At 48.0% G+C, this 19464-nt stretch carries 11 protein-coding genes and 2 pseudogenes; 10 read left to right on the top strand and 3 right to left on the bottom strand.

Annotated elements, in window-relative coordinates; genetic code table 11:
- Positions 1-13 precede the first annotated feature (13 nt).
- The 8 genes and pseudogenes from AC3WT9_RS07705 to AC3WT9_RS07670 all read left to right on the top strand — a co-directional run bounded on the left by AC3WT9_RS07705 (position 14) and on the right by AC3WT9_RS07670 (position 13968).
- Positions 14-1030, top strand: a complete 1017-nt coding sequence (locus AC3WT9_RS07705) for a LacI family DNA-binding transcriptional regulator (RefSeq protein WP_341380364.1) — start codon at positions 14-16, stop codon at positions 1028-1030.
- 342 nt (positions 1031-1372) lie between these two features.
- Positions 1373-3385: pseudogene (locus tag AC3WT9_RS07700) on the top strand (serine hydrolase domain-containing protein).
- Positions 3386-3943: 558 nt separating this feature from the next.
- Entirely contained in the window at positions 3944-5188 is a 1245-nt protein-coding gene (locus AC3WT9_RS07695) for an extracellular solute-binding protein (RefSeq protein ID WP_341092627.1), read from the top strand.
- A gap of 119 nt (positions 5189-5307) precedes the next feature.
- The gene (locus AC3WT9_RS07690; protein ID WP_076112720.1) at positions 5308-6207 is read left to right on the top strand and encodes a carbohydrate ABC transporter permease; all 900 of its coding nucleotides are present in this window, start codon (positions 5308-5310) and stop codon (positions 6205-6207) included.
- A 42-nt stretch (positions 6208-6249) separates the two neighbouring features.
- Complete coding sequence (locus tag AC3WT9_RS07685) at positions 6250-7074, top strand: carbohydrate ABC transporter permease (RefSeq protein ID WP_038590959.1); 825 nt, start codon at positions 6250-6252, stop codon at positions 7072-7074.
- A 42-nt stretch (positions 7075-7116) separates the two neighbouring features.
- Entirely contained in the window at positions 7117-8109 is a 993-nt protein-coding gene (locus tag AC3WT9_RS07680; protein WP_341092629.1) for a LacI family DNA-binding transcriptional regulator, read from the top strand.
- Positions 8110-8339: 230 nt separating this feature from the next.
- Positions 8340-10508 carry a glycoside hydrolase family 3 N-terminal domain-containing protein gene (locus tag AC3WT9_RS07675; RefSeq protein WP_341092632.1) on the top strand — a complete coding sequence of 723 codons (2169 nt, stop codon included), beginning with the start codon at positions 8340-8342 and terminating at the stop codon, positions 10506-10508.
- 70 nt (positions 10509-10578) lie between these two features.
- The gene (locus AC3WT9_RS07670; protein WP_341378383.1) at positions 10579-13968 is read left to right on the top strand and encodes a GH36-type glycosyl hydrolase domain-containing protein; all 3390 of its coding nucleotides are present in this window, start codon (positions 10579-10581) and stop codon (positions 13966-13968) included.
- A gap of 100 nt (positions 13969-14068) precedes the next feature.
- On the opposite strand, the gene trpS is transcribed toward AC3WT9_RS07670, so the two are convergent.
- Positions 14069-15058 carry a tryptophan--tRNA ligase gene (trpS, locus tag AC3WT9_RS07665; RefSeq protein WP_341378384.1) on the bottom strand — a complete coding sequence of 330 codons (990 nt, stop codon included), beginning with the start codon at positions 15056-15058 and terminating at the stop codon, positions 14069-14071.
- Positions 15059-15672: 614 nt separating this feature from the next.
- On the opposite strand from trpS, the gene tnpB reads away from it, so the two are divergent.
- Positions 15673-16761: an IS200/IS605 family element RNA-guided endonuclease TnpB gene (gene tnpB / locus AC3WT9_RS07660; protein WP_341092635.1), complete on the top strand. Its 1089-nt coding sequence runs from the start codon at positions 15673-15675 to the stop codon at positions 16759-16761.
- A 171-nt stretch (positions 16762-16932) separates the two neighbouring features.
- Positions 16933-17273, top strand: a pseudogene (locus AC3WT9_RS07655) (GNAT family N-acetyltransferase); the annotation flags it as partial.
- On the opposite strand, the gene AC3WT9_RS07650 reads toward AC3WT9_RS07655, so the two are convergent.
- Positions 17218-18810: a DUF4179 domain-containing protein gene (locus AC3WT9_RS07650; protein WP_341378385.1), complete on the bottom strand. Its 1593-nt coding sequence runs from the start codon at positions 18808-18810 to the stop codon at positions 17218-17220. The pseudogene AC3WT9_RS07655 and the gene AC3WT9_RS07650 overlap by 56 nt on opposite strands.
- Positions 18779-19360 carry an RNA polymerase sigma factor gene (locus AC3WT9_RS07645; RefSeq protein ID WP_341378386.1) on the bottom strand — a complete coding sequence of 194 codons (582 nt, stop codon included), beginning with the start codon at positions 19358-19360 and terminating at the stop codon, positions 18779-18781. The genes AC3WT9_RS07650 and AC3WT9_RS07645 overlap by 32 nt, the downstream gene beginning before the upstream one ends.
- Positions 19361-19464 lie beyond the last annotated feature (104 nt).

Here is a 19464-nt window from a genome sequence, read left to right as displayed (position 1 = left end):
GATCAGGTTGGAAGTGACGATACAGCATATTGCGAAAAAGCTGGGCTTATCGGTCAGTACCGTATCCAGAGCGTTGAACGGCAGTTACGGTGTACATCCGAGAACCATAGCCCGCGTGCAAGAAGCGGCCCAGTCCCTTGGATACGTCCCCAATTTGGGTGCCAAGCAACTGGTCACCCGTAAAAGCAACCTGGTTGGTGTATTCATGCCGGAGATGGAAAAGGAGTCAATTCGTGAGTTCGACGATATTTTTACCACCTTAAGAAAGGCTTTACGGCTCTACCAGAAGGAGATTCTAATTTTCTCAGTGCCCTTTACGGAGTATAAGCCCAACAGCTTAACCGAATGGGTGCGGATGAGAAATCTGGAAGGCTGTGTATTCATGCCACCCTTTGCCAAGAATCACCCGCTTATTAAGGAAGCGGTAAAGCTGCAGATTCCCTCTGTAAATCTTGGCTCAGCTGTAGGGCCACGTTGCTCGCTGGTTGCCTCTGACGACCGGGAAGGCGGGAAAATGGCAGCCGCCTATTTGATTGGGCTAGGACATCGGAGAATCGGCTATATTACTGGCCCCCCGGATGTAAGCATATGCGAGGAACGCTATAAGGGCTTCAGCGAGATATTTTTATCCGAAACAGGGACTCTCCATGATTCCGCCCAGCTGGAATATGGAGATTTTGGCGGGGAGAGCGGAGCGGTGGCAGTCCTGAAACTGCTGGCAAGGGCACCTGAGCTGACGGCGGTTTGCTGCGCAAATGACTTAATGGCAATGGGTGCGGTTATGGAGCTTGCCCGCAAAGGCATCTCCGTGCCTCAGGATATCTCAGTAATGGGCTATGATGGAGCATTTTTTACCGCATATAATAACCCGCCGCTGTCTACAGTGCGGCATCAGTACGAACGCATGGGGACACTCGCTGCTGAAATGCTGCTTGAAGTGATGAACGGCGGAGCCGGCAGAACATTGAAGTTAGTCCCGGAATTGATCCGCCGGGAATCGGTTAATGCTAACCGAATTTCAACGGATTAATGAATTGAATAGAAGGGCAGTGAGGTCATCTCAAGTCTGCTAATTGTTCAGAGAAAATAAAGTTGCAGACTGAGAAAATAAAGTATTAGACTGGCAGGCGTTTCATAAGCTAACAGAAACTTTTCGTAAAAACTAATTTTGACATCTATTCCAAAAAAAACGGAACGGAGAGTTTGAATGATGAAAAGTCGATGGATAACTGTAGCTGTGCTATTTTTGTGTCTACTTTTGCTGTTAACCGCCTGCAGCGACAACACACCAGTAGCTGAGATGCAGAACACAGCAGGGGCACTAGATACATCTGAGGTGGTCGAGTCAAGTGCTGCTCCGATAACCGTGCCGATGGCGGAAATGGACTCGCCATCTAACGAAGCTGGGCTCACCTACGAAGTAACCCGGAAAGATGCAAAGGAAAAGGCAGATCTCCTCACGAAAACTTACGATACTAACAGCGTGCAATACGCCATTATTGATCATGGCAACATCGTTGTATCCGGCCAATCCGGCAAGAATGATGAGAAAGGACAGAGGCCGCTCACGAAAGACACGATGTATGGGATCGGTTCGACGAGTAAAATGTTTACCACGGTTGCCGTTATGCAGTTCGTCGATCAAGGGAAAATCGATCTGGATACGCCGATCGTCCAGTATATCCCAGAGTTTACGATGAAGGATGAACGCTACAAACAGATTACTCCGCGCATGCTGCTCAATCATTCTTCCGGGCTGAAGGGATCCTCGTTTACGAACGCCGGTTTATTCGAAGATAACGACACCTATGCCCACGACACACTGCTTAAGCAACTGGCCGGTCAGACCTTAAAGGCGGCCCCGGGCGCTTATTCGGTTTATTGCAATGACGGATTTACGCTGGCCGAGATTCTGGTTGAGCGGGTTAGCGGCATGGACTTTACCGCTTATATCCACCGGTATATTACGGAACCTCTGGGTATGACGAGTACAGTGACACCGCTCGATTCTCCGGACGAAGCGAAGATGGCGGGACTCTATTATCCTACATATGCAGAACAACTTCCGGGCGAGACGATCAACGTGATCGGAGCTGGGGGCATTTATTCCACGGCGGAAGATTTGGCTCGATTCTCGCAAGTTTTCACGGGGGAAGCGGAAGAAGTCTTGTCCGGTAAATCGGCTGCGGCCATGGCGCAAGACGAGTACAAGATGCCATTGTGGCCTGACGATGCGGACAACTCATTCGAATACGGTCTCGGCTGAGACAGCGTCAATCTGTATCCCTTCAGCGAATACGGGATGAAGGCGCTGACCAAAGGCGGGGACACGTCTTTCTATCACGCGTCGCTCGTTGTGCTTCCCGAACAGTACATGGCGGCAGCTGTTGTCACTTCCGGCGGGAACGGCACGTATGATCAGCTTCTGGCGAATGAAATCCTGCTTCAGGTGCTGAAAGAGAAAGGGACAATTACTGAATTCAAGCCTGAAAAGTCATACGGCGCGCCGGTAAAATCTGATATGCCGGAGTCCATGCTGCAGTATTCGGGAATCTATGGCGCAACCGGTACAACGATGAACATCAAAATATCCGAAGACGGCGTAATGTCCATCACTTCGGAGCTGTCACCTGATAATCCGGTCCAAACCTTCGAATATTCGGCGGACGGCATGTTCCATAGTTCGGATGGAAATTCGCTGATCAGCTTCGTGACGGAGGAGAACGGCCGTATCTACTTATGGCTTCGTCAATACACTTTAGTGCCGGGTCTTGGGCAGATTGCTATGTCTGTATATAATGCCGAGAAGCTCCAGCCCCAAGATATTCCGGCTGAGACCAAGGAAGCATGGATGCAGCGCGACGGGAAGAAGTATTATCTGCTGACTGAGAAGTATACGTCGATTTCTTATTTGAAAAAGGTAATCACCAACTTGAATGTGTCGAAACAATTGCCGGGGTATGTGTTGGATAAGCGAATAACCGGCCCGAATTCAGCTGTCTCCGAATTGCAAATTCCGGGATTGAACGGGCGGGATCTCTCAGATCTTATGTTCTTTACACATGACGGCGTTGAGTACCTGAGTATGGGTGGAATCATCTTAGTGAACGAGGACGCCGTGAAGCCTATGTACGTCGCTAAGAAGTCAACCGTTACGATTCAGCCCGACGGCTACGCCAAGTGGTATACGATAAGCGACAAAGACGGGGGTAAGACTATTAAGGTGAGCATGTCCCCGAACGCTTCATTCGCCGTTTATGATGCCAAGGGAAAATGTATCTATTTCAGTGTCATCGGAGGCAAGGATCCGGTCGTACTGCCCTTGGAAGGATCCATTGTTTTCGCCGGTGATGCCGGCACGAAGTTCGAGATTTCCGCTCAGTAACTTCGCAATAAGCATCTTGGCTGTTGCAAGGAAGACTGAAATTCGGCGTATTTTCATCATCTGTGGTGCTGCGCTTGCGCTAGTCAATACTTTATTTTCACCGAACAGCAATACAGTTAGGACGCGCTGAGTTTTGTACAGGGCGTCCTTTTTTGTAAACATTTATACAGCAGATTCCATAATTTACTTTTTCGAAACTGAGATTAATCCATATATTAACACTGCGTCCTTGAGTTGGCTGTGAAAAGCTGTTTTTTTAATAAGCCACTTGAAATCGCTAACACATGGATTTATAATAGGGCTATCGAAACGATTCGAATCAACCATCAGATGAATTAGCAATATGTTCACGAAAATGCTCATTCAACTCGAAAAATGTCTAAATATTCGTTTCATTCTACATTTTTTGGTTAATATTACCTGTGACTACCTCGGGGAATAAGAAAAAGAATGATAATATTCGAATTTTTTTTCGATAATAATCGAAACGTTTCGATGTAAGGGCTTTTATCATAGTTTTTTAAGTTTTGCTCATACTAAAACAGGGGTGAAAGAGAAATGAAGAAAAAAACTGGAGTTACGATGATGGCAATGTTGATGAGTTTCTCATTAGTTGCGGCGGGTTGCGGTAATAATTCCAACAATGCTGCTTCGGGAGACAACAAGACGCTTAAAGTATGGTTCATGGGTACATCTGATACCGTAGAACCTATTGCTAAAATGTATGAAGAAAAAAATCCTGGTATCAAAGTGGATGTGCAAGCGATCCCATGGGATACCGCACATGATAAGCTGCTGACCGCAGTCGCTTCCAAAAACGGCCCGGACGTTGTTCAGATGGGTACCACATGGATTCCTGAATTTGCTGCTGCCGGAGCTTTGAAAGATATGACTCCATACATCGAAAAGTATCCAAGCATGAAACCGGAGAACTTCTTTGACGGAGCCGTTGAAACGACCAAATATCAAGACCAGACGGTCGGTATCCCATTCTATGTTGAGACACGGGCGCTGTTCTACCGCACCGATATGCTTGGTGATGTTGGTTACCCTGAAGGTCCAAAAACTTGGGACGAGCTGAAGGATGCAAGCAAGAAGCTGGTGGCAAAAGGCGGAGCCGGACATTATGCCTTGCCGATTGAAGGTAAAGACTCTATCTACCCTGTAATTTTTGCTTGGCAGAACGGCAGCGAAATTATTGATAGCAACCGTAAGCCGCAGTTCAATCAACCGGCCTATGTGGAGACTGTTAATTTTCTGAAAAGCTTCTATGATGAAGGATTGTCGCCTAAAGGCACTGACCTTGATACTGTAGCAGCATTCAAAGACGGAACGATGGCTATGTTCATCAGCGGTCCTTGGATGATCCAGACCGTAAAAGAGAAAAACCCTGAAATTGACGGAAAATGGGCTGTAACGACATTGCCTGCTAAAGTAACCAACACCTCTTCCATTGGCGGTGCAGATCTGTCCATCTTCAACTACAGCAAGAATCCGGATGAAGCTGCAAAATTCATTGCTTTCATGGCCGAACAGGATGCACAGCTGAAGTATTTCGAAACCTCTAACTCCATGCCGGCACTCAAAGCAGCTTGGAAGAACGAAGCGCTTCAGGATCCAATGATTGCAGCGTTCGGTAAACAGCTTGAAAATTCCCGCCCGGCTCCAACGGTCAGAGAATATGAAGAAATTGCACAGGCTGCAATGGCTGCTTTCGAGCAGATTACCATGGGCGGAGCGGATACACAAACCGAGCTGGACAAGCTGAACGCCAAAGCGAATGAATTGCTGGGCAACAAATAATTATTGAAGTATTGTGTCAGGCGGACTGCCGGGATCTCCTTTTTACGGAGGTTCCGGCATTATGCCTGTATATCCTTCCACACGGAAGAAAGTGAAAGAATGCGAAGGGGTGTGATGTTGTGAGTTCATTTGTCAAGCAGTGGAACAAGCATAAGTATCCATATTTGTTTATCGCGCCCGCGGTAATCCTGCTGACCCTTTTTTCGATTATCCCGATAATTATCGCACTGGTCATCAGTTTTACGGATATGGATTTGGTGGGGCTTGCGGATTATTCGAATATAAGTGCTATTGGTTTTGATAACTATTTTAATATTTTCAAAGATCCTATTTTCTTAAAGTCGATGTATAACACACTTATTTATGTTGTTGTCGGGGTTCCCTGCGTGGTTATTGCTTCCATGGGGGTTGCATTGCTGCTGAATTACGGAACAGGCTGGCTGTTTAAAAGCTTCCGGGTGATTTATTATATGCCTTCCATTACCAACATTGTGGCCGTAGCCGTAGTATGGGGTTATTTATACAATGGTTCGTACGGTTTGTTTAACTATGTTCTTTCCTGGTTTGACCTGCCTGCGCAGCAATGGCTTCAAGATCCTGTGCTGGCGAAATTTTCACTTATCCTGCTGGCATTCTGGAAATCAATTGGTCTCAATATGATCATCTTCCTGGCGGCCCTTCAGGGAATTCCACGTTCGTATTATGAAGCTGCGGAAATCGACGGTGCAACCGGCTGGAAGAAGCTGCGCTACATCACCGTTCCTTTGCTTGGATTCGCTACTTTCTTTGTAACCATTACGACCCTGATCGGCTGGATTCAGTTCTTCGAAGAGCCGCTCGTGATGACAAAAGGTGGACCGCTAAATGCAACGATGTCAATGGCGCTCTTTATTTACAATAACGGGTTCCAGCTGAGCAAATTCGGTTATGCGGCTTCGGGTTCATTCATACTGTTCATCATCATTATTATTGCGACACTTATCCAATTCGCGGTCAAAAAGAAAGAAGTGGAATACTAAGCTTCAGCGTGATGCTGCAGGCTTAAGAAGGAGGGAACTAGCATGGCACTGAAGATGAAGAAGATGGAAAAAGGAATTATGATTACCCTGCTCGTTGTCGGAGGACTTCTGATGATGGTGCCGTTTATTTGGATGATCGGTTCATCCTTTAAACCAGAGAATGAATTTACGGTGATTCCACCGTCGCTTTTCCCGGCGCACCCAACGTTTAACAACTACCGGGATTTGTTCGTGAAGATGGATTTCTTAATTTACTTGAAAAATACACTGATTATCGTGTTATGTTCTTTTGCCGGACTGTTTCTGAATGCGATGGCCGGATATGCTTTTGCGAAATTTGATTTTCCGGGCAAAAATAAGTTCTTCTTTATTATCCTGGGTACGATGATGATTCCATCACAAGTAACCATGATCCCGACGTATCTGATTATTAATCAAATGCATCTCGTAAATACGATGGCGGGTATCGTTCTGCCCGGCTTAGTAGGGGCATTTGCGATATTCTTGTTCCGTCAGTTTATGACTACCATTCCAATGGATCTGCTGGAAGCGGCAAGGCTGGATGGAGCGGGCGAGCTGCGGATCTTTTTCCAGCTGATGGTGCCGATCGTGAAGCCGGTATTTGCGGTGCAAGGGATTTTGACGTTTATCGGGGCCTGGAACAGCTTCCTGTGGCCGCTGATTATTGCCAATGACGAGAAACTATATACACTTTCAGTAGGTTTGTCCTTGCTCAAAGGCCAATATGGTACAGCGTTTGGACTGCAAATGGCTGGTGCGGCCTTTATGGTCATTCCAATTATTATCATATTTATCTTCTTCCAGAAGCATATCATAGAAGGATATACGATCTCTGGGATAAAATAGTATATAGAGAAATAATGCAGGGTTCAGGAAGGGTTGAAATGGATGGCAACAATCAAGGATGTGGCCAAGCTGGCGGGTGTAGCCCTGTCCACAGCTTCGTATGCGATGAGCGGGGACAGCAAGGTTAGCGCAAAAACGAGAGAAAAAGTTCTGGCAGCAGCAAGACAGCTGAATTATCAAAAAAACGGCTTTGCCATGGATTTGAAGCGGAGCCGGACCAATACGATTGCACTCATATTAACGGATTTATCCGGTCCTTATTATTCGGAGCTCATCCGCAGCATTCAGGATGTCACGCTATCCAACTCCTATGACCTGATTGCCTGCAGCTCGATGGGTGGAAAAGATTCGACGGCTGTACGTTATTTACTCGAAAAAAGAGTAGATGGCGCTATTGTGCTGGCTCATAATATTACAGTAGATCTTCTTCATGCTGCTGCGGGTGCGCGTTTTCCAATCGTCGTGATGGATCGACTGATTTCCGGTGAAGGCCTTATCAATGTGGTGGTAGACAGCGAACAGGGTGGGTATAGTGCGACCCGTCATCTGATTGAAAAAGGGCATCATTCTATTGCTTATATTAGCGGACCTGCTAACTCTTATGACAATGCACTGCGTTATCAGGGGTATTTGCGTGCCATGCATGAGGCGGGTCTGAATGAAAAAACGAAGTGGAAGCTAAGCGGCAACTTTGTCCGTGAGGGCGGTTATAAAGCAACGAAGATGATGCTGGTGCAGGGTGAGCTGCCTTCGGCGGTGTTTTATGCCAATGACGAAATGGCAGTCGGGGGAATGAAGGCGCTGGAGGAAGCCGGAGTTTCCGTGCCGGATGATCTTTCGGTCATTGGATTTGACGATATCCAGTTAGCTGAATACCTTCAGCCAAGGCTGACCACCATCCGTCAACCGATGTACGAATCCGGTTCGCTGGCCGGACATCTGCTGTTCCAAAGGTTGAACGGAGATGAGGTCAACGATTTCTACAAGCTCAAGATCGAACTGATTGAACGGAACTCGGTTAAAATCAACAGTTAACCGGAGCTGGATGCGATAATCCCGCCGAACGCTTTGTTTTTGGCCAGCGCGGCGGCAAGCTTCCGGTTATTTATCGGGCAAGAGTAGATTCTGGTACTCCTACTGCTCTGTATTGCTGTCGAAATTAATAGAAACGTTTATGAAATATATACAACTCATACTGTAAGAGACCATATAAATAAAGAGATAATAGAATAGAAACGTTTCGTTTCGGTGGAGGGAACACAACCATGACTGAACATCTCTATCACAAATATGTTAAGCACATGACACTTGAAGAAAAGATAGCCCAGCTGCTGCAGCTCGCAGCCCCCTTTTATGACGAACCGGGCGATCATTCAGAAATCACCGGACCTATGGAGGAGCTCGGTATCGGCAGCGAGACCAAACTTGCGGCTGGTTCCGTACTTGGAATAGCCGGTGCGGAGAAAATGATGGCTGTGCAGAAAGAACATCTGAAGAATAACAGACTTGGCATTCCATTGCTGTTTATGGCGGACATTGTACATGGATTCAAGACGATATTTCCGATTCCCCTGGCGATCGGCTGCTCCTGGAACCCGGAACTCGCTAAACAGAGTGCAGAAATCGCCGCGCGTGAAGCCGCAGTATCAGGACTACATGTAACTTTTGCGCCGATGGTGGATTTGGTCCGAGATGCCCGCTGGGGCCGTGTGATGGAATCAACGGGTGAAGATCCCTATTTGAACTCAGTATTTGCCAAGGCATTTGTACAGGGCTTCCAAGGGGATGACCTGAGAAATGATGTATTCCGTGTTGCAGCCTGCGTGAAGCATTTTGCAGCTTATGGACTGTCTGAAGGCGGACGTGATTACAATTCAGTCGACTTGTCGGAACGCCAGTTGCGCGAATACTACTTGCCGGCCTATAAAGCAGCGGTAGACGCAGGAGTCGAGATGGTGATGACTTCCTTTAATATTGTGGACGGGATTCCGGCTACCGGAAACAGCAAGCTGCTGCGCAGCCTCTTGCGTGAAGAATGGGGTTTTGAGGGGATCGTCATTTCAGACTGGGCGGCTATTAAAGAAATCATTGCCCATGGCGCTGCCGAAGACGAAAAAGAAGCCGCCTTTAAGGCAATCTGGAGTGGCGTCGACATCGATATGATGACCACAAGCTATGTGAATCATCTGCCCGAACTGGTGGCAGAAGGCCTTGTGGATGAAGAGCTGATTGATGAAGCTGTGCTGCGGATACTGAAGCTTAAGGAAAAGCTGGGCTTGTTCGAGAATCCAATGCGTGGTGCGGATCCGGTTCTTGAACGCGAGCTTGTGTTCTCCGGCGAGCATCGCCTGGTTTCCCGCAAGCTTGCCGAGAAATCCAGTGTACTGCTTAAGAACGAAGGTGTGCTGCCGCTGGCGCCTGAGCAACGGGTTGCATTGATCGGTCCGTTTGCGAATAGCGGAGATATTCTGGGCTGGTGGTCTTGGACCGGTTCTAAAGAGACGGCAGTCAAGCTTGGTGCATCCATGCGTATACTCAGCAAAAATCCGGGCAATGTGATTATTGCTGAGGGAAGCGGCATCGACACGATCAGCGAGTTTCAGCGTAATGAGGCCTTGAAAGCAGCTGCAGATGCTGATGTAATCGTGCTTGCGGTCGGTGAATCTTCAGAGATGAGCGGTGAAGGCGGCAGCCGCAGCAATATCAAATTGCCGCAGGCGCAGCTGGAACTGATTGAGCTGATGAGAGGGCTGGGCAAACCTTTAGCTGTTGTCCTGTTTAACGGCCGCCCGCTTGATCTGCATGGTGTGTATGATCTTGCTGATGCTGTACTTGAAGCATGGTTCCCGGGAAGTGAAGGCGGTGCTGCGCTGGCGGATCTGTTATACGGAAAGGTTAATCCATCCGGAAAGCTTAGTATGTCCGTTCCTTATTCCGTTGGCCAGATTCCTGTTTATTATAACTCCTTCAGTACCGGCCGTCCCAAACCGGAAGAAGAGACAGGCAACCGTTATATTTCCCAGTACCTTGATATTCCTAACGAACCGTTGCTGCCATTTGGCTTCGGTCTAAGTTATACGGATTTCACCTATGAGCGACTTACACTTTCAGCGGAGACAATGAAGGGTGATCAGCCGATTGAGGCGAAGGTGACTGTCACAAATACCGGGAAGATGGCTGGAACAGAAACGGTTCAACTTTATATCCGTGATGTATCGGCAGAGGTAGTCCGCCCGGTTAAAGAGCTGAAAGGCTTCAAGCAGGTCGAGCTGGCTCCGGGAGAAAGCAGCGAGGTCGTCTTCCAGATTGACGAAAGTATGCTCCGCTATCATCACAGTGACCTGTCCGTAAGCAGTGACCGCGGCCAATTCCGCCTGTTCATCGGCGCTAGCAGCAAGGATGTTCAGGCAGCATCTTTCCGTTTGCTTAAATAATGCGAAATGTAAAACACAAATACTGACGAATAGCGGCAATCTGCCGCAGCAGATAAGGAAGTGAGTAGAAATGACAACTATAACAGGAACTGGCTCCAAGCTGTCGCTTCACGAGGATGGGTTGACTTTTACTTTCCTGGAAAGCGGCGACCTGTACCAGGCTGTCGGCGGGACGATGATGATCAATCAGCTGCTGTCTAATAGCGTAGACGGTGCGCCCGGAAATCTTTATGCGCGTTTGCACCTGCAGGATGGCATTCAGGCCTTTCCGCTGCTAGGTGTGAAATCGAGCAGCCGTTTCCGTCAGGATGGCAAACGCCTGGTGTGGCAAGGTGAAATTACTGCGGGTCCGGATGTGCCAGGGCTATTGACGGATATCCGTTATCAAGTGCTATTTACTTTGTCCAGCCGTGGGGTGTGGTTCTGGGATGTGAAAGTTGAAGGCAGCAATGTGCTGCTGGACGTCATTTATAGTCAAGACGTGGGAATTGCTTCCCCTGCAGCTGTCACCAGTAATGAAGCCTATTTATCGCAATATATTGATCATGCGGTATTTGAGGATGAGAAGTATGGATATGTGGTCTGCTCCCGGCAAAATCAGCCGCAAGGCGGCAAGTTCCCGTACCTGCAGCAAGGTACTCTCACCGGAGCTGCCGGGTATTCCACCGATGGCTTCCAGTTCTTCGGATTATCCTACAAGGAAACCGACAAACCGGAAGCATTGTACCAGGAACAGCTGGCCAATGAGATTTATCAATATGAATTTGCCTATACAGCGCTGAAATCCGAGAAAGTTCAACTGGATGGAGCCGCACGTTTTACTTTTTACGGACTGTTCCGTGAAGATCATCCCGCAGCCATTACAGAGCTGGAATTTAATTCGGCACTGCGTCAAGCGTGGGATGAGGCTGAAGCCCTGGGAGACGTTCAGGAAACAGGTCATTGGCTGAATCAGGCCTCCTTATCTTCACGTTTTGGAACGCCGCTGCAAACTGTAGACATGCTGGAGGAAGAGCTGAACTCATTGTTCCCGCAGAGATTTGAGGAAGAACGTGATGGCGGCCAGCTGCTAGCCTTCTTTACCGGCACCTATGAGCATATTGTGCTCAAGCGTAAGGAATTGCTGGTCGAACGTCCGCACGGGCATATTCTGATGAGCGGGGACAATGCTCATCTGGGTGCTGAGGTCATGACCACAACCTCGTATATGTATGGGATTTTCAACTCCCAGGTGGTAGTCGGTAATACGAATTTCAATAAAATGATGTCCAACCCCCGTAATGCGCTGAATGTGTACAAGACTTCAGGACAGCGTATTTATGTGGAAATGGATGGACAATACCGTATGCTTACGATGCCGTCGTTATTTGAAATCGGCTTTAACTACGTGCGCTGGTACTATAAAACTCTATCCGATACGCTTGTGATTACCAACTATACAACAGTTGATTCACCGGAAGTAAAGCTGCATGTACGATCTGTAAGCGGCCAAGCCTACCGTTTCCTCGTCAGCAACCAGATTACGATGAATGTGGCCGAGTATGAGGTGCCTTACCAAATGGCTCAGGATCCGAACGGAGTGATCAGCTTCCGCGGCGAGAAGTCCGGAACGAGTGCTGAGGTATATCCTGAGCTCACTTACAAGATGTTCCTGGAGGGTGCTTCTTACCGTCTGGGAGATGAAAGTCTGCTGGCGGACGGACCGGTTCAGGGCAGTGCTTCGCTTGCGGTGCTTGAACTGGAGGAGAGCGCAGAGTGGACGCTGACACTACAGGGCTTGCTGGACGGCAAGGAACGTCCGCTCTCCAATAAACCCGTCACAGAAGAAATCACCCGTTACCGTGAGTTTTTCTCCGGTGTCATGAATGGGTTCAAGCTGACACAGGAAAGCGGAGTCGAAGGCGGACTATTCAAAGTGAATGCGCTGGCCTGGTGGTACACTCACAATATGCTGGTCCATTACTCAGTGCCTCATGGTCTGGAGCAGTATGGCGGCGCAGCATGGGGGACACGTGATGTGTGCCAGGGACCGGTGGAATATTTCCTCGCCACACACAAATATGAGCAGGTGCGCGAGATTCTGCTGACCGTGTTTGCCCATCAGTATGAAGATGATGGCAGCTGGCCACAGTGGTTCATGTTCGACAAATACACATCCATTCAGCAGGAAGAAAGCCACGGCGATATTATTGTCTGGCCGCTTAAAGTGCTGGGGGATTATTTGCGGGCAACCCTTGATTTTGCTGTGCTGGATGAACAGATTCCATATACACGCAAGCACAGCTTTGACTTTACAGAAACGACAGCTTCGCTGCGGGAACATGCCAACAAAGAGCTGGATTACATTAAATCTCACTTCCTGCATGATACGTTCCTGTCTTCTTACGGCGACGGGGATTGGGATGATACGCTCCAGCCGGCGAACGCACAGCTGAAGCAGTATATGGTCAGCAGCTGGACAGTTGCACTTACCTATCAGACAGTGCTCGGTTTATCCGGAGTGCTGCAGAGCAATGATGAAGCTTGGTCAAATGAGCTGAAGCAGATGGCGGAAGGGATCAAAAGTGATTTCAACCGTTACATGCTGGGAACGGAAGTGATTCCAGGCTTCCTGTATTTCGAAGATCCGCAGGATGCCAAGCCATTGCTTCATCCAGAAGATCAGGAGACCGGTATTCAATACCGGCTGTTGCCGATGACCCGCAGCATGATCGGTGAGCTGCTCACACCAGAGCAAATGGAGTCGCATTATAAGCTGATCCTGGAGCAATTCCTCTGCCCGGATGGTGTGCGGCTGATGAATCATCCGGCGCAATATGCCGGCGGAGTCAGCACACATTTTAAACGGGCGGAGCAGGCGGCTAATTTCGGACGCGAAATCGGACTTCAATATGTGCATGCGCATATCCGGTTCGTAGAAGCTATGGCGAAGATCGGCAAGCGGGATCAGGTATGGAACGGACTGGCGGTCATTAATCCGATTGGGATCCGCGATGCCGTGCCGAATGCTGAACTGCGTCAGAGCAATGCCTACTTCAGCAGCTCGGACGGGAAATTTGCTAACCGTTACGAAGCGCAGGAGCGGTTCAATGAGCTGCGGAATGGTTCGGTAGCCGTTAAAGGCGGCTGGAGAATTTATTCCAGCGGTCCCGGAATCTACATGAATCAGCTGATCACAAACGTGCTCGGTATCCGTGAGGACGGCGGTGACCTCATCATTGATCCTGTACTGCCGGATGAACTGGATGGAACCCGCTTTGCCTTCGAATATGGCGGTTCGCCGGTATCGTTCATCTACCACTGTGCAGAAGGCAGTCTCCGCTCTGTAAACGTGGGCGGCAAGGAGGTTCAGGCCGAACGGCTTGCCAACCCTTATCGTCTTGGAGGATTGCGGATCAAACAGGCAGACTTTGAAAATCTGCGCACAGCAGAAGGTACTGTAGTCGATATTTATATGTAACAACAAGAAGGGGCCGCTGATTAAGCGGCCTCTTTGCTATTCACAATTATTCATCTGTTAAGTCATCAATTCCAGAACCTTTGTTGAAAGCATCTCGAGTTCATTTAAAATAATCAAGGCTCATGGCCTCGCGGACTTCGTTCATCGTTTCCTGGGCCAGAGACCGGGTATGGCGGGTGCCGGCCATTAGAATGTCATCGACAAGCTTCGGTCTGGCCGCATAATAAGCCCGGCGTTCCCGCATCGGTGCCATAAGCATTTCCAGCGCGGAGGTGATCCGTTCTTTGCAGGCCGAACATCCGATGGTCCCGCGTTCGCAGCCTTCGCGGATTTCAGCGGCGTCTTGCGGAAGAAAGGCCCGGTGATAAGCATAAATTGGACAGATATCCGGATGCCCGGGATCATTTTTATGAACGCGGGCAGGATCTGTCACTGCTCTTTTTATTTTGTGGGCAAGGTCTTCCGTTGAAGCATCGAGCGTTATGGCGTTGCCGAGGCTTTTGCTCATTTTCGCGTTGCCGTCTGTGCCAATCAGCCGGGGTGTTTCACTAATCAACGCCTGAGGTTCCACAAATATAGGCTTATACAGCTCGTTAAACCGGCGCACAACTTTACGGGCCAGCTCCAGATGCGGCAGCTGATCCTCACCAACGGGAATGATGGTGGCTTTGCAAAAGGCAATATCGGCCGCTTGGCTTACCGGATAACCGAGGAACCCATAATACATTTCATCCAGACTGCTGTTTTTCGATTCTGCTTTTACCGTTGGATTGTGCCGCAGGTTATTCACCGTAACAAACATAGAGAAGAAGATCGTCAGCTCGGCGATTTCCGGAATCATGGACTGTACATAAAGGGTTGTCTTACCGGGGTCAATGCCTACAGACAAATAATCGAGCATAATCTCGCGGATATGGCTGCGGATCAATTCGGGTCTATCGAAATGGGTCGTCAGTGCCTGAACATCCGCCAGAAATACATAGGATTCATATTGATCCTGCAAAATAACCCGGTTCTGCAGGCTGCCGGCGTAATGGCCAAGGTGAAGTTTGCCGGTAACCCGATCTCCTGTGAGTACACGTTCTTTCATCGTTAAAAAACCTCCTGGTATAATGTTGTTGTGTAGAAATTATAAATCGCCACCACCAGCCATCCTCCATGGCCATCACCCCCTTATCAATACAAAAAAACTCCGTCCCATAAGGACGAAGTTGTCGTTGTACCACCTTAAATGACCGTCCCGCTGCATGAATTGCAAGCGTTACAGTCTTCGCTATACGGTGCGGAGATCGCTAAATACATGATCTCGAGACCGCTCCCTTGATAACGGCGGGATGCCCGGCATTTCCCTACAACATTGTAGCCGACGGTTCGGGAAAGCAACTCCAAAGTCCATTCGATCATATGCCGGACACCGGTTCGCAGCTACCACCGGCTCTCTGCAAGTCCTCTCACATATGTCTACTTACTCTTCTTCTGTGTTGTTGTTATATATGTATATTATTACCTGATCCATGGAGATTGGTCAATGCTTTATTAGATTGGGGCAGGAGAAAGTATCAATTGTGATAAGTTATTTATCAAAGAAAGCCGAGAACACCCAACCTTCTATAGGTTGGGGATGAATCGGTGTTTTTTGCAAAGAAAACGAACGTATGTGCTATAATATCCCTATATACTTCGTCGAAAGGAGGTTGTGTTGGCATGCTCATTCATAAAGCCTATAAGTATCGCATCTTTCCTACAAATGAACAACAGCAACTCATTCATCAGATGTTCGGGTGTTGCCGTTTTGTGTTCAATCATTTTTTAGGCCTATGGAATGATTCCTATAAGACGAAAGGCAAAGGCTTATCCTACAATCGTTGTGCCACACAACTTCCTGCACTCAAACAACAGTTCGAATGGTTGAAAACCGTGGATAGCATTGCTTTGCAATCATCGGTTCGAAACGTGGCAGATAGTTTTGATCGGTTCTTCAAAAAACAGAATCAAGCTCCACGTTTCAAAAACCGTAAACACCCTGTCCAAAGCTACACAACGAAATATACCAACGGCAACATTGCTGTGGAAGAACGTCTACTCAAGCTTCCCAAGCTGGGATGGATGCCCTTTGCCAATTCCAGAGCTTTAGAGGGACGCATCCTGTCTGCAACCGTTCGCCGGAATGCGTCTGGGAAATATTTCGTATCCATCGTCTGTGAAGTTGACGTTAAGCCCCTGCCTCAAGCCAGCAAAGAGATTGGTGTTGACCTTGGCCTTAAAGAGTTTGCCGTCTGTTCCGATGGATTTCGGGTTCAAAATCCCAAGTGGTATCGCCATTTCGAAAAGAAGTTAGCCTATTGGCAACGCCGTATGGCTCGCCGTAGCAAAGGCGGCTCTAATTGGCACAAAGCCAAGCAAAAGGTCGCTTCCATTCATGAGAAGATCGCCAATTGCCGCTATGATTTTCTGCATCAGCTCACAATCAAACTGATTCGCGAAAACCAAACGATCAGTATAGAAAACCTTCGCGTGGCGAATATGCTCAAAAATCACAAACTGGCAAAGTCTATCGCCGATGCGTCCTGGAGTGAGCTCGAACGTCAAATCTCCTACAAGGCGAAATGGTACGGACGCACGGTTAAGATTTCGGATACCTTTGCCCCGACCAGCCAAACCTGTTCTGTATGTGGCTTCATCAACCCCGAAGTGAAGAACCTTTCAGTGCGGCAATGGGTCTGCCCAGGTTGTGATACAACGCATGATCGTGATGAAAATGCCGCACAGAATATTATAATGATGGCGGTTTAACCGTCTTGCAAAGAACTGTGGGAACCACAGGGATCGCTTGGTGTACGATTTTTCACATTTGAGAAAATCGATGCATTTTGCTTCAAGGAAGCAATGACCCAAGAATCCCCCACCTCTACAGGTGGCGGGAGTGTTCAAAGACAATAAATGAAGAGGGATGCAATTACATAAATATTCGGTTGTAATGATAATGACAAATTGCTTGGTATTATCGAGGCATTTGATTTTAATCAGAAAGTAAATATGGTATCGGTCGGCTATTTTTTGGAGCAAGCCCATTGGGGTGGGGTGGAATTCAAGCTGAAGTAATGCCTCCCAATAGGGCTTCCAAAAAGGTACTGCTGAACAACGGCTTCATGAAAGAAGGGACTTTGAGACAAGCCAATGTATGGTCAGGCAAAGGAATCGTCGATCTTGAAGTGTACAGCATCCTGAAAGATGACTACATCAGCAAACTCAAGGTTTTTTCACTTCGATTTTTGGCAGAGCAAAGCTCCAGTTCACATCGGTAAACCTTTTATCCGTTATGACCCGGCGGAGCGTCAGCTCCTCGGGCAGTTCAGTCATGCCTTTGGCAATAAGATAGGCTTCATTCACATGATTGCCCGTCTCACCGAATGTGACTGTCTCATCCATAGTGAAACCACCTCTAAAGATAACTTTGTATTCCTTTCCTTTACCATCGAGGGCGACCCACTTGTCATTGGCAAATCTGTTGGTGAATTCGCCGCTGACCGACATCCAGCCGGATATTCCCGGTTCATCCTTAATTTCTTTGATCTCCATCTTGTTCACCTTCAGCACATCACCTTGAGCACTAAATACTGCGGGTTTCTCATTAAGCTCATGAGGATGGAACGTCACTGAATCGTTAGACTTGACGGGACTGTTGTAACCATCCAGGATGAACCGTACTTGCCGGCTGTCATATGGAAGGCTCTTGAAATAGTAGGTCCAGTGCAGCTTGCCGGCTTGTTCTGTTGATCTGACAGTGTAGCCGAAGGAAGTGTCGGTAATATATCCGGACTTGTAACGGTTGATTCTTGAAACTTCTTCACCTTTCTCATCCTCAAAATGGAACATGAGCCCAAGAGCGTTATTAAGATTGGCAGAAATAAGGCTGGCTGCCTCTCCAGTAAGCGAGGTGTTGAATTTCAGTGTGACACCTGCAGGTGTATGCATTACTTGATCCATCTCCAGCTTCATCCCATCCGGAGTTTTATAGACATGGTCCTTCAAATCTGTGGTTACCGATAATGCCTGTGCTGCGGTCATATCTGCTTCATAGCTAAAACTCCAGTCTCCGGCGACTACCTTTTCTGTTTCACTGTTTGAAGCCAGTTCATGAATATTGCCTTGAATAACTACGGTGCTTCCTGGGCCTTCATCAGGGAATACGTAAGTCAACAGCAGAGAGGCTTGACCAGAGTTTCCATAAATGTCACTGGCCAAGGGCATGATCTCTTTCAGTTCTCCGATGTTGTGTCCTTGTTCATCATGGATTTCCAATTGGCTGGTATTAAATTTGGACATTGCGTCGTTGGCAGCATGTCCGGTTTTATCCGTAATGCTAATGTTAAGCACCAAACGGGTAGGATCAGCCACTACGTCCTGCAGGACAAAGGTATAGCCTTTATCGGTTTTCTCTATGCCAGGCTGCTGCACCACTCCGAGTATTTTGGCGTCCAGAAGACCAAGCTCTGCCCACTGGTTGGCAAGGAGGAACGGCTTCTGTGGAGGGTTGGACAGCGTCTCTGACACTGTACCTGATTTGCCTATAAAGAACAGTAATGAAGCAATTCCTATCACTGCAGCAACAGTGCTGCCCCACTTTAAACCTCCTTTTAGGGTGCGGCCCGTTTGCATTCCGGATATCTCGGATAATTGTTGCCCGGAGGCAGGCAGTATCTCTGTATTGCGAACTTGTTCCATAACGCGCTCTGTGAAATCATCAGCTAGATTAGAGCTTGTATACAATTGTGAATCCGTCAATAGATCGTTATCAGTGCCGGACAAGTCATTGTGATTGGTGTAAGCCCATTTTTTCATTGGAACCCTCCCTGGATTTCGACCATTGTTTCTTCAGCTTTTGACGGGCGCGGTGGAGACAATTTTTGACCTGATGCATAGGCATTCCCGTTATCGCTGAGATTTCCTCATAGGATAATTCATTGGTATAGCGAAGCAGCAGTACAATCCGGTATCGTTCTGGAAGCTTGGACAATTTCCGGTGCATTTCAAGCTCGTCTTCCTTACGCATATACTGCTCTTCAGGGGTTGGCCCGCGATCCTTCTCCTCCAGTAAGTTACTGCTTGTTAGGCCTGGGGATTTCCGCCTTTTCAGTGACCTGAAGTGGTTGATCGCAATGGCGTACAGCCAAGCCGCAAAGCTTGATTGGCTATGATGCCCGCGGAGTTTCTGGTATGCCTTAATAAATGTTTCCTGGGCCAAATCCTGTGCATCCTGGTGACTGGCGCCCATACCGAGCAGCAGACGATACAAGCTTGACTTGTATTTGTCTACAAGTACCGCAAAGGCCTCCCGGTTGCCCTGCAGCACTTCGGCAATGATTTGTTCGTCGTTTTCCTGTGCCTTCATCCAGTGCCTCCAATTGATTTATTTGTATATAAGACGCACCAGCGCCACAATATTTCTCACTTTTAATAAAAAAGAAAGATTATGTTCAGATCATACTACACATT

Source organism: Paenibacillus sp. EB106-06-01-XG199, assembly GCF_058791575.1.
Note: the sequence above shows the minus strand (reverse complement) of the source record. Positions and strands in the feature narration are given on the sequence as shown.